Here is an 11992-nt window from a genome sequence, read left to right as displayed (position 1 = left end):
GATGACGGGGAGAGCATGCGTGGAACCATCCCGTGCCCAACGTAACGAGGCCGGCTCGCATCCGCAGGCAGATCATCATGCCGTGGCGCTGCGCCTAGCCCCCGGATATCTATACCTGACGATCGGCAGACTGGCCCTCGCATCGCGTTCACGTTATCGATCAGCAACCTGGGCTGCGCCGCATACCCGCTCACCACACGAAGGCAGGCGGCGATATCCCAAAGATCACGTTCACGATGACCGAGTACTCACTTCCCGCGCTTCACCTCCATGTCACGAATTAACAAAATCATTTGTTCAATGAGAGATTGTTCTGACATCGTCGTCATCAACTGATCTTGGGCATGGACGAGCAGAAGCGACATCGGCAGCGAGCCGTTGAGATCACGCGTGATGAGGTCGGTCTGCACATCGTGGGCTGTCCTTAACTGCATATCCGCCTGGCTCATGCATTGTTGGCTCTCCACCATCTGTCCAGCCCGTGCCTTCTCAAGAGCCTCGTACAGCGACGCACGCGCCTCGCCAGCACTGGTGATAATGGCGAAAATCGCGGTTTCAACCTCTGACATCACGGCCGCACTATCCATGTCACCGCCCCTATAGTCCGACGTCATGCGTCACCATTTTTCATATTGCTCTTTTTTGAGTTGATCCCTGTCATACATCCTCATAAACGGATAGTAGACGACGGTCGAGATTAATATATTCATCAGGCACAGGATGACGGCACGCCAGTCGCCACCTGTCGCTAAGAACGCATCTATCGGAGCCGGCAACGTCCATGGAGGTTGCACGGCCATATAGGTCACAAATCCCCAGCGGAAGGCGAACCAAGTCACCACGCATAAGATCAATGGAGTCAGCAGAAATGGAACAATAAAAAAACGGATTCATCATGACAGGAAGACCGAACATGATCGGTTCACTGATGTTGAATAGCGCTGGAACTGCGACCGCCCGCGTGATTGACTTCGTGTACTTGGCTTTCCCGACCAAAAATCCAGCAATAACCAGGCCTATGGTTGCCCCAGATCCCCCGATGGAGACGAACCACTGAAAAAATGTCTCCGGCGCAATATGAGGAGCCGGAGTGCTGGCAGCCACGGCATCCGCGTTATCGCTCAGATACTGCAACCACACCGGCCTAGCAACCGATCCAACTACGGAATCTCCGCTAATTCCGAAGAACCATAGAAAGACAACTAGGAAGGCTGGCACCAATACTCCTGGCAACGAGTCGCCAGCTTTGACTAGGGGCGACAGTCCTTGCTGTACGGCGTCGACGATATCAATCTTGAAAACGACAGATACCAGAGCCATCACACCCATAACGATGAAGGTAGGAACGACCGCCCCAAAGTATCTGCTGACGGATTCTGGCACCTGCTCTGGCATCTTGAACGTCAGGTCATACTTGTAACAGACGCGCATCACTTCGACTGCCAGCAACGCCAAGATCATTGCTGGAAAAAGTCCTTTCGATCCTAGACCATCGAGAGCCAAATAGATGCCGCCCTTAAACGTCTTTGGAGTCAAACTAAGTAGAAATACGGCGACACCAAGTTGACCACCAGCGAGGCCATCAAGATCGTAACTACGAGCAAGGCTTGAGCCGACGCCAAAGCATACATATAGGGACATGATTCCAAACGTCATACGGTATGGAACGAGAATCTGTTCCGCGTGGCTCTTCGCCCACATAGCAAATCCCGATGTTTCAGGCACCGGCGGAGCTGCTATGATGAGAATAAAGCTACCGGCAATAATGAAGGGGATAGCGGAAATAACGCCGTCCCGAATGGCCCGGATATGCCGCTGCTCCGATACCATCGACATCGGGCCAGCCACTCTCCTATCCAAGAAGTCAAAGAACTTCTCCATGCTGATCACCCGAGATGTTCTTTGACAGTCTTTACGAGTTCCGAACCACCGAGCGGACCGTAGGCAAGCGGAGGAATCGCGCAAATCGATATTCCACGTTGATCGGCGTACTGTTGAAAAGTCTTCAACCTGTTTCGCACCTGGGGAGCTACCAAGACAAGATCCCACTCTCCTGTCGATATCTCGTCCTGCGCTTGCCCTGACCCGACAGCTTTAGCGTGAAGCGGCTCGCCAAGCTTCTGAAATTCCTTTTCCAAATTCTTGAGAACGATCGCACTCGACATACCGCCAGAGCAAACTAGTAAAACGTTGGACATGACCAATCCTCCTTGATTGTGATTCACTCACCTATGAGAGGCAATGAAGTCGCGATACCAATAGAAACTATCTTTCGGCAATCTTCTGTACGTTCCCCGCCCTTCGTTATCTGCGTCGACATAGATGACACCGTACCTTTTCTCCATTTCACAACTACCGGCGCTGACGATATCAATAATGCCCCAAACGAAGTACGCTTCTATATCAACACCCTCCCGAGCTGCAAGCTCAGCCTGCGCCATGTGACGCTCGAAATAAGATATTCTATAATCGTCACGAATTCGCCCGTCAGAGTCGACATTATCGCGCGCACCCAAGCCATTCTCGGCGACCATTACAGGCTTTCGATACCGATCGAAGAATTTGTGAGCCGCAATTCTCAAGCCGATAGGATCTATCTGCCATCCCCACTCGGTAGTTTCCAAACTGGGATTCCGCAATGTCGCCACCAGATTTCCGGGGACTTGCTCACGCTTTTCGTCGACGCTACAGATTGACGATGAATAGTACGAAAACGACACGATGTCACAGGTATGTGACATTAGTGCCTCACGGTCCTTGTCTGTTACGTCGAGCACTACCCCATGATCATTCAAGAACTTCTCTGCATAATACCCGTATTCACCTGTGGCAAGTACGTCTGCACACCACCACTGGTTGATCTGCTCGTCGTGAACGAGCTTCAAGTTGTCCTCAGGCCTGGGGTGGAGCGCATAATAGTTAAAACAGCTCACCATGCACACAAATTTTCCCCGCACTCCGGTTTCATGACCATACTTTGTGATTAGCGCACTTGCTACCATTTGGTAGTGGAGACCATTAAAGACAGATTCGTAATCATAATTACGGTCGTCAGATCCAATAATTCCGAGTCCATTATAGGGACTAAAATATCCGGAATTAATCTCGTTTATTGGCAGCCAATAATCTACATCGTCCCGCCATCGGTTGACTACAAATTTAGCCATCTTAAGGTATAGGTCAATCACGTCGCGGTGCCGCCAGCCACCGTATCGGTCGATGATCGCAATAGGAATCGCATAATGATTGATCGTGACGAAGACTTTAATCTTGGCATTTACTAGAGCCCGGATAATCCGGTCATAGTACGCCACACCCTCCGGATTGGGCTGCTCCTCAAAACCAGTAGGAAACAAGCGGGACCAACTAATCGAGAGCCGATATATGTCCAAACCTAGACTCATAATATTGTGTAGGTCCGACTCCCAGTATTCGTAACCTCGCGAGCCCATACGGAATGGGAATGAGCAATCATCGGGAGATGAATTCTTCGCGCGCTGTACATCAGCCTCGGTAAGAAGACGCGTTTGCACCGTATCGGTTGACAATCGCGGCACCCACCGACGACAGTCTTGGGTATCTAGTCCCTTCCCATCGTAGAACCCACCCTCATATTGACTGGCAGCGGTAGCCCCACCCCACAGAATGCGCTTCATCTCATGCACCTCTCGTTAGCACCGTGCGATCCCTCCGACCGGCTCGGCCAATAGCTCTTAGCGTCAACCAGTCGCCTCATCTCGTCGGGAGCCATGCTCCTGTCGGCAGCGATCTCAGCCAACGGCGCGCAGACGTCGGTAGGACCCATCACATCGGTGTTCCACAGATTCCAGGGTCGGTTGACTCGCGTTACGACAGCGCGATGGATCTTGTCTTCACAGACACACCGAATTCCATAACCGCCATTGATGTCAGTCTGCGATCCATTGGATGACCAGTAGCGAATGGTTCCCGCCCTGCGCCCGAAGCGGTCACAGTGACGCGACCGCCCTAAGACAAGCACCATGTGGCCACGTTCATCTTTCCCGATCTCGTCATTCCAGAATATTTTCATGAAGTCGAGTCTGCGGACACTCGCGAATATCTCGTTGCGATCCCATGGATTCTCGTACTCGCTAGCCGTACCAATATATAAGTTGGTACCGATTTTTAATTCGTGAACCAATTCGGCCACACCTGGACCGTTGGCGTTTGCACGCCCCCACGCACCAACTCCATCAGTCTGGATCGGGTAAGACCTATTCTTCACTGTGTACGGCTTGAGGTATTCCCACTCTTGCCTCGGCGGCGTGATACCGCAGGTTCTCTCGTAGAGTTCAAGGCTCTTCAGCAGGAGAAGATACGTGGCCGAGGAGCAGAACGACGGCGTCGCGAAGCGAGGGTCCACGCATGCTCCAGTCGCCCGGACCCGAACCGCACGGTCTAGCCCTGTCCACGCGGTCTGCTGAAAACCGGGCGGAATATCCCTGCCGGTGTGGTAGCCACCTCCGGTCGGAAAACGCCCTAACGCCCTCCGGACACATTGCTGCCACACGACCGTTGGCCTGCCGAGATCTTCCTCGGCCTTTGCGGTGACAACCGGACTCATCATCGCTGTCAAAGTCGCAGCACACGTTGTTGATAGCACGGCCCTGCGAGTGATTGGCCTGTCAGTTTTCATCGTCATCATCTCCTGGAATCCGAACGCATCTCCAATGCATTGAGCAGATCAACTTTGTCCAGCTCGATACCTCTTGCGCGGCCGGCCGCCCAACATGCCCCGACGACCGGATAGCTCGCGTATTTGCATCCGCCCAGCGATTCCTCCACCATTGCCCGCAACGCGTTAGGTTGTTGGCAATGACTGGCATTCGGCGCGAGCAAGCCTCCTGCCAGGATGACGCGCTCAGCACCGATGCTTGCCACAGTCGTCACCAACTCTGATGCCGCGGCAGCCATAATGATCGACGCGATCTTGTCGTTTCGGGCAGACAGTACGACGCGAGCAAAACTTGCGACGTCTGCCGGCCGAAGCTCCTTCGTCACGCCAATGAGATCCTGAACGGTGCATCCACCGGGCAATCCGAGAACCTCGATAACCCCGCGGGTGATAGCGGTACTCGGGCCTCGCCCATCAAGGTCCGCCGTCGCGGCTCGCAAGGCTTTTCTCCCAATCCAGTAACCCGAGCCATAATCACCCAACAGCCATCCGGATCCATCTCGACGATCGACACAACGCCATTCTGAGAAGCGACCGGCTATCGCCCCGGTGCCTGCCACGAGAATGGACCCATCACCCGAAGTTGCAGCAGACCAGTAAGCAATCTCGATATCGGTCACCACCTGGGGGACGACACCGAGACCCGTGGCGCGAAATGCTTTGTCGACGCTCTGGCAGACATCACGGCCGCCAGACAAGCCAGCGCCTGCAGCACCGATGACAGCTGCTTCCACATGTGCAACCGCAGATTCAGCCAACACAGCGTTCAGACAGTCATTGAGAACCTGCCACAATGAGCGGCGACTGACGCGCGCAAATCGTTGATAACCTAGTACTCTCCCGCCTGCATCGGTAACGAGGGACCTTACACTCGTTCCACCAATGTCGACACCCAAGAAACACATACTCTGGTCTTTCTCTCGCTATCGATGAATATGCAACCAGTTCGTAGTCCTATCGGATAAACCACCTCGCCGGTCAATCTATAATTCGGTCGGCTATGGACTCTCTGAAGCCGAATAGAAAAGTAAGCACAGCGCCCATGATTACCGATATGAGCCAACCACCGAGATACCAGCTCCATCCACTGCTGGAAATCACCGGCGCCATAAGCAAGCCCGAGAGCCCTAAGGCCTGGGACCCAAATGCTCCGGAATGCTGCATTCCCCATGCTACAAAAGCGCCTCCAAAGCCGCCGCCAAGACATGCGGTAAGAAAGGGGTATAGCAATGGTAAGGAGACGCCGTAAATCAGCGGCTCACCCACACCAAGGATGCTAATCGGCAATGCACTCTTAATCACGGACTGCAGCCTTGGTTTTCTGGTCTTCATGAGAATGGCGACGGCCATTCCTACCTGACCGGCGCCCGCCATCGCGAGGATGGGAAGTAGCTCGGTGAAACCATGATTGGCAATGAGTTGAGCATGAATTGGGGTAAGCCCCTGATGGATGCCCAACATCACCATGGGTAAAAATAGGGTCGCGAGGATAAATCCGCCGATAATCCCACCTTTGGCAAGCGCGAAATCGACCAGCAGCCAGGTAAGACCCCTCATAAGTAGGGATGGCAGCGGCATGATCACGAAGATTGACGCTGCAGCCCCGAGAAGCAGAGTTACTGCCGGTACAAGGAAGAGCTCAAGGACAGCCGGGATGATTCTTCTCAACCATTTTTCCACGCCGGCGAACAGCCACGCGGTGATCATGACGCCGATGACGCCTCCCAGCCCCGGCTGAAGCTCCCCGAAGATTGGGATCGTCACCGCAATAGCAGCTGTCGTGTCTGTTGCTGCCCTACCAGCCAGAGCCGGCATATATGGAACTCCGCCTGCGATGAAACCTAAGATCGGACTGCCACCAAATTCTTGAGCCGTGTTGTGGCCCACAATGAGGTTGAGCGAGGCAGTAATGATACCTCCCAGACCAACCAGAACCAGAAACCACTCGTCGCTGGTGACGGTCGGATCGATCGCCTTCCACATCCCGCAGATGGCGCTCACTAATCCACAGGCAATGAATCCTGGAATGATTGGGGCGAAGATATTCCCGACGTGACGAAATATCGCATGCACCCGCGATGTTTGCTTGCTTCGCACCTTTTTCTTGGTGCGAACGGCCAGATCTGTATCACCTTCTGGGGCCACTCGAGTGAGCTCTGTCTGGGCCGTCACAGAATCGCCATCCCGCCTTGCGGTACTACACGATGCGTCTTGCGCCGTCGGATCTGTGACTGTCGCAGGAGCTGAGCCCGCCGATCCCATGACCTCACCGAAGGCTGTCCGTAGTCTTTCCGCATGCCCGGGCCCAACTACGACCTGCAGCTGCTTGCCCTCGACGACTCCGAGGACCCCGTCCAGCTCCTTGATGGCCTCGGCGTCAGCAGTCTGCGTCCGGACGAGGTCGAGACGCAGCCGCGTCATGCAATTGGTAAAGGACTGGATGTTGTCGGGTCCGCCAGCAAGATCGAGTATTCGTTGCGCAAGTGAGTGGTAGTCCATGGCTTCCTCCCTGGAAGACTCACAGGTGAAGGTAATTCTCGTCGATAGCGGCCCTGACTGCTCCGCCTGCTTCCACCAGTCGGGCCCGAGCTTGCGCGGCAGTCATTCCCAGCAGCACCATGACAATGGCCGTCTTGGCATGACCGCCAGACTCGTGCAGCGCCGTAATGGCATCATCACGAGAACATCCCGTGGCAGCCATGACAATGGACATGGCCCGCTGTCGTAGCTTCTCGTTGCTCGGACAGACGTCGACCATAAGGTTGCCGTACGTCTTACCTAATCCGACCATGGTGGCCGTGGAGACCATGTTGAGGACCAGCTTCTGCACGGTCCCTGCCTTGAGACGAGTCGATCCCGTGAGAACCTCAGGGCCAGCGTCGACTTCCACCGGAAGATCCACCTCGTCGCTGATGACCGCATGGCGATTGCAACACACCGAGGCCGTCACCGCCCCAGCTCTTTTCGCCGCGCGCACCGCTCCCACAACCCAGGGGGTTCGTCCCGAGGCTGCCAGACCGACGACGACGTCATGGGGTCCAGGCTGAAGCATGTTCATCTCCTGAGCACCACGATCCGCATCATCCTCAGCTCCCTCCACGGCCTGAAACATCGCCTGCTGTCCACCTGCTATGAGGCCGACCACCATCGTGGGCTTGGTGCTGAAGGTCGGTGGGCACTCCACTGCATCGAGGACACCTAACCGCCCGCTCGTGCCGGCACCGGCATAAATCAACCGGCCTCCGGCTGACAGACCCTTTACTGCAGCCTCGACGACGGCAGCGATATCTGGCAGCTGCGAAGCGATGGCTTCCGGGACGCGGTGGTCCTCGTCATTCATGACGCGAAGTACCTCAAGGGTTGACAACTGGTCGAGTCCCTCGCTGGCGGGGTTCCTCCCTTCAGTTGTTGCAAGTTTGCTCAGACTGTTCATGGAATTTCCTCCCCGAGCCGAGATTTCGTGGTTCCATGTCTGCGATGCCATGCCCCAGGACCACACCGTCCTCACGACATGAAATGACTGTACACGTAATCCATCTTTCATGGAAGGATGTTTCACATGAATGACAGCCTGCTACCCCGGATCGATATGGCCAGATCGACCATGCGTCCTGCAGAGGCCCAGGTTGCCGCTATCGTACTGGCCGAGCCCGACTGGACACTCGCCGCTTCGACGAGCCAACTTGCTGAGGCTGCTGGCGTTTCCCCCGCATCTGTCGTGCGTTTTTGCCGAGCCCTCGGGATGAGTGGCTACCGGCAGCTTCGCACCGAGCTAGCGCGCGATCTGTCTCTACGTAACCTCGAGTTGGAGAGATCCTCCGTGGCTGAGGGCACCATCACCCTCGACGACTCTCTAACCCAAATGATCACGAAGATCGCGTTCCACGAGGCTCGCACGATTGAGAACAGTGCGCGAGCTATCGACGCCGACGAGCTTGAAGCTGTCGCGAGTGCCATCTCTATCGCCCCGCGGACGGCGCTCTTTGGGGTCGGGTCTAGCGGTCTGGTCGCAAGCGATCTATCCGAGAAGCTGGAACGTATTGGCCTTGTTTGCCAGCACCACCAAGACACTCATATGCAGCTTGTTCATGCCGCATTATGCAAGCACTCCTGCGTAGCCCTAGGTATTTCTTTTAGCGGCGATACCCAGGAAGTTGTTGAGGCTCTCAGCGTCGCGCAAGAACACGGCGCTACTACCGTTGCTATGACGGGTCTACCTGACTCCCCCGTCGGGCGGCTTGCCGACCACGTCCTCGTCACCTCAGCACGTGAAACACAGGTCCGCGCCGGTGCGATGTCCAGCCGTATGTCCCAGCTAGCCGTTGTTGACTTTCTTTTTGCGCGCGTCGCGCAGCTATGCATGGATGACCTCGAGACTCTCCTGACCAGCACCCGAACCGCAGTAAGCACACACCGAAAGCCCCTCACGTAGACTTAACGCATGTCGTCACAGACCCTCAGCAAGACCTGGAAGTCGATCTGGTGGATTCCCCTCACCAAAGGAATCCTCGCAACCATTGCCGCAGTAATGGCCGTGCTCTGGTCCCACCAGACGATGACCGCCCTTGTGGTGATCGTCGGCATTTACGCCATCATCGACTCCGTCATGACCCTCATCAACGCCCAAGCCCTCCATGGTATGGCCGGCACTGGACTCATGAGGGGCTGGGGCATCATCGGCATCATCATTGGCCTGATCCTCATCATTCATCCCGGATTCTCCCTACACGTCATCGCCATCCTTATAGGGGTGTGGCTAGTGCTCCTCGGCGTAGCTGCTACCGCTTTCGCCCTTCCGATGAGGCTCATCACACAGAAAGCCTGGGGTTGGATGCTTGGCGGGGGCATCGGTCTATTCGTCCTGGGCATCGTCATCCTGGTCCATCCTGGATTCGGAGTAGTGGCCATGAGCTGGCTACTAGCACTCGGGGTGCTGCTCTATGGCCTCGCCAACCTCGCAATTGCGGTAGGAGTTCGCAAGATCACGAATTCTATCTCCTCAGCGGTGCGCAACAATTCCCGCAATACCGTCATTGAAGGAGACGTCGTTGATAGCCCTGAGGCTTCAACCCATCGCGAACTAAAGTGATGATCTGATGCACCGATAATCGCAGCGCTGCTGCGCCGGGACACAGGAGGGGTCGGTGTGTCCTGGTTTGACGAGGACGCGGCGCGCTCTGGTCACGGCACATCGACATCCGTGATTCTCCCATCTTCAGCCAATGCCTGGTACACCCGACAGATGAGCCCCGCATAGTGCGCAAGGGGGAAAGACTGAGCGGCAAACCCGTTCGGTGGCTCGGTGACGGGACTGTGCCGCATATTCGTCAGCAGCACGATCTGGATATCACGTATCGGATCGACCATCGTGATGGTCCCAGTCCAGCCGGTGTGTCCGAAGGCAGCCTTGCTCGGCCCGCCGTGGAAGTAGTAGTACCCGTTCGTTCGCCAGCCCAGTCCATAGGTCGCGTCACCACCATCAGGGGTAAGAAATCGACGTTGCACATCGGCCGGGAAGTATTCTTGACCCTGGTAAATGCCCTCGTTAGACATTAACTGCAGCAGTACCCCCAGATCGTCAGCGGTGGAGAAGAGTCCGGCATGCCCCGACACCCCCGACATGGTGTAAAAGGCCTTCTCGTCCTGGACCTGCCCACGAATAGTCTGGGTACGGATGAACACCGGGCTGCCATCAGGGCGGGTGCCAAAGTCGACAGTGCCGTCGCGAGTGTTACCGTTCAGCTCGGTCGCGGCGATGAGTTCGGCAGACACCTTGACGTCAAGGGGCCGGAATCCAGTCCGCTTGAGTCCCAGACGACGGTAAACGCCGCCTTGGAGATATTCGTCCAGGCGTTTGCCGACGATCTGCTCGACGATCAAGCCAAGGATCATGTAGTCGACGTCGCTGTACGCCCTCTGGGTGTGCGGTGCATACATGAGAGGTGTGCGACAAATCCGGTCGATCACGTCAGCACGGTTCGAAACGTCATCGAGGTTCTGCAGGTACAACTCACCAGCCACGGTCGCGCTGGGATACTGCGGATCCGGAACGAGCCCACCCCGATGGTGCATGAGGTCGACCACTCGAATGGTCTGTTTGCCAGTGAATCTGCTCTTGATCCCGCCGGGGCCGCCAACCGTCCATGAACCGGTGTAAACAGTCGACTCGTCGCGGAAAGCCTCCCAACCGGGAAAGGTGCACACCCGACGCGACAGGTCGATCTTTCCCTGGCCCACAAGCATCTGAAGGGCCAAGTTGACTGCATACATCTTGGTATTGGAGGCGATGTCGAAACGAGTCGTGGCCGTCACGGGAATCTGTTCGGCAGGGGGTAGCAGTCGCGCCTTCTGCACCTTGTGGTTGACGACCTTGGTGGAGTACTTGAAGGCCTGACCGGCATGGTGACGCCACGCAATCTGGCCGTGGCGGCAGACCAGCACACTCGTTCCGGAAAACCCGGCCTTAACCTGGTCATCGATCCAAGCGCCAACCCCGGCCAACTTCGACTGGTCAAACCCCACAGCGGCAACGTCCCGGCTGACGTCAAGGGTGTCAAAACCAACGTGCATCCGCTGCAAAGCGATGAGTTGATGACCGACCCGAACCAATCTGACATCCCACAGCCGACGCACTACACCGACGGTGAGCCAGTACTGGCCGTCAACGACCATCCCATCAACTGGCTGGATCATGAGGTGAGGCTCGTTGTGGAAGAACTCCTCCTCAAAATTGCGGGCATGAAGATTGCGTCGAGTATCAAAAGTCTCAACGTCGCCACCGCGTCGCACGGTCAGCAAGTCTGACGCAACGCTAACTAATCCATCGAACGGAACTGTTCCCCTGGACAGGGGCCAACCGGCGGCCTTCGCCAACCAGTCGATGCTGATCCAACGCCGTCCAGCCATGTCTTGCACACCTTCAGGTGGGACCAGCAGGGCAGATCGATATGTGGCGGGATCCTCATAGTCACCGTCGCGCAAGATCCACACTTGGTCAGCATCGCCTCTGACCAGCCACCGCCAGCGTCCTGAATCCATGCGCACCGCGAACCTGCGTGAGGGGACACTCACGACAACAGCCCGTGACAGAGGCTCCGCGTGGGTGGAATATCGACGGATACGACCGTCGAGGCTTCGGACCTCCACCCGGCTCGATGCCGGAGCACCTACGAGGTGGATCGTCAGGTCCTGAGTATCGGATCCGAAGGCCGGCGATGCCTGGTCTGCCAAGGGCGCGGCGACGACCGCTGTCATCAAGGTACCCAGCACGGTTCTGCGTCTGACAAGGTCGGTCAT

General features: G+C 56.3%; 10 protein-coding genes and 1 pseudogene. 2 read left to right on the top strand and 9 right to left on the bottom strand.

Annotated features, from left to right (window positions below; genetic code table 11):
* Window positions 1-248 precede the first annotated feature (248 nt).
* The 8 genes and pseudogenes from A5483_RS05575 to murQ form a co-directional block, all read right to left on the bottom strand.
* Window positions 249-614, bottom strand: a complete 366-nt coding sequence (locus tag A5483_RS05575; RefSeq protein ID WP_042842588.1) for a PTS lactose/cellobiose transporter subunit IIA — start codon at window positions 612-614, stop codon at window positions 249-251.
* Between the two features lie 3 nt (window positions 615-617).
* Window positions 618-1890: pseudogene (locus A5483_RS05570) on the bottom strand (PTS sugar transporter subunit IIC).
* Entirely contained in the window at window positions 1887-2198 is a 312-nt protein-coding gene (locus A5483_RS05565; protein WP_002548815.1) for a PTS sugar transporter subunit IIB, read from the bottom strand. Before A5483_RS05565 ends, A5483_RS05570 begins: the two are co-directional and overlap by 4 nt.
* 27 nt (window positions 2199-2225) lie before the next feature.
* Window positions 2226-3656 carry a glycoside hydrolase family 1 protein gene (locus A5483_RS05560; RefSeq protein ID WP_063811203.1) on the bottom strand — a complete coding sequence of 477 codons (1431 nt, stop codon included), beginning with the start codon at window positions 3654-3656 and terminating at the stop codon, window positions 2226-2228.
* Window positions 3653-4663, bottom strand: a complete 1011-nt coding sequence (locus A5483_RS05555; protein ID WP_063811202.1) for a hypothetical protein — start codon at window positions 4661-4663, stop codon at window positions 3653-3655. The genes A5483_RS05560 and A5483_RS05555 overlap by 4 nt, the downstream gene beginning before the upstream one ends.
* Window positions 4663-5601 carry an N-acetylglucosamine kinase gene (locus A5483_RS05550; RefSeq protein ID WP_002548463.1) on the bottom strand — a complete coding sequence of 313 codons (939 nt, stop codon included), beginning with the start codon at window positions 5599-5601 and terminating at the stop codon, window positions 4663-4665. Before A5483_RS05550 ends, A5483_RS05555 begins: the two co-directional genes overlap by 1 nt.
* A 73-nt stretch (window positions 5602-5674) precedes the next feature.
* Window positions 5675-7195: a PTS transporter subunit EIIC gene (locus tag A5483_RS05545; protein ID WP_063811201.1), complete on the bottom strand. Its 1521-nt coding sequence runs from the start codon at window positions 7193-7195 to the stop codon at window positions 5675-5677.
* Between the two features lie 19 nt (window positions 7196-7214).
* Window positions 7215-8129: an N-acetylmuramic acid 6-phosphate etherase gene (gene murQ, locus A5483_RS05540; RefSeq protein WP_002548805.1), complete on the bottom strand. Its 915-nt coding sequence runs from the start codon at window positions 8127-8129 to the stop codon at window positions 7215-7217.
* Between the two features lie 117 nt (window positions 8130-8246).
* Here murQ and A5483_RS05535 point away from each other — a divergent pair, with 117 nt between their 5' ends.
* Together A5483_RS05535 and A5483_RS05530 are read left to right on the top strand one after the other, a co-directional pair.
* Entirely contained in the window at window positions 8247-9128 is an 882-nt protein-coding gene (locus A5483_RS05535; RefSeq protein WP_042842591.1) for a MurR/RpiR family transcriptional regulator, read from the top strand.
* Between the two features lie 9 nt (window positions 9129-9137).
* The gene (locus A5483_RS05530) at window positions 9138-9785 is read left to right on the top strand and encodes an HdeD family acid-resistance protein (RefSeq protein WP_063811200.1); all 648 of its coding nucleotides are present in this window, start codon (window positions 9138-9140) and stop codon (window positions 9783-9785) included.
* Window positions 9786-9877: 92 nt separating this feature from the next.
* Here A5483_RS05530 and pbp4b read toward each other — a convergent pair whose 3' ends face one another.
* Window positions 9878-11992: a penicillin binding protein PBP4B gene (gene pbp4b / locus A5483_RS05525; protein WP_063811199.1), complete on the bottom strand. Its 2115-nt coding sequence runs from the start codon at window positions 11990-11992 to the stop codon at window positions 9878-9880.

It is taken from the genome of Cutibacterium namnetense (assembly GCF_001642025.1).
Taxonomy (GTDB): Bacteria; Actinomycetota; Actinomycetes; order Propionibacteriales; family Propionibacteriaceae; genus Cutibacterium; species Cutibacterium namnetense.
The sequence above is the reverse complement of the archived record's forward strand: the minus strand, read 5'-3'. Positions and strand labels throughout refer to the sequence as shown.

Excerpts from the sequence above, each read along its gene's own strand:
- A5483_RS05555 (WP_063811202.1), bottom strand. The coding sequence starts at position 4,663 with ATGACGATGAAAACTGACAGGCCAATCACTCGCAGGGCCGTGCTATCA.
- A5483_RS05575 (WP_042842588.1), bottom strand. The coding sequence starts at position 614 with ATGACGTCGGACTATAGGGGCGGTGACATGGATAGTGCGGCCGTGATG.
- murQ (WP_002548805.1), bottom strand. The coding sequence starts at position 8,129 with ATGAACAGTCTGAGCAAACTTGCAACAACTGAAGGGAGGAACCCCGCC.
- A5483_RS05565 (WP_002548815.1), bottom strand. The coding sequence starts at position 2,198 with ATGTCCAACGTTTTACTAGTTTGCTCTGGCGGTATGTCGAGTGCGATC.
- A5483_RS05535 (WP_042842591.1), top strand. The coding sequence starts at position 8,247 with ATGTTTCACATGAATGACAGCCTGCTACCCCGGATCGATATGGCCAGA.
- pbp4b (WP_063811199.1), bottom strand. The coding sequence starts at position 11,992 with ATGACCGACCTTGTCAGACGCAGAACCGTGCTGGGTACCTTGATGACA.
- A5483_RS05530 (WP_063811200.1), top strand. The coding sequence starts at position 9,138 with ATGTCGTCACAGACCCTCAGCAAGACCTGGAAGTCGATCTGGTGGATT.
- A5483_RS05550 (WP_002548463.1), bottom strand. The coding sequence starts at position 5,601 with ATGTGTTTCTTGGGTGTCGACATTGGTGGAACGAGTGTAAGGTCCCTC.
- A5483_RS05560 (WP_063811203.1), bottom strand. The coding sequence starts at position 3,656 with ATGAAGCGCATTCTGTGGGGTGGGGCTACCGCTGCCAGTCAATATGAG.
- A5483_RS05545 (WP_063811201.1), bottom strand. The coding sequence starts at position 7,195 with ATGGACTACCACTCACTTGCGCAACGAATACTCGATCTTGCTGGCGGA.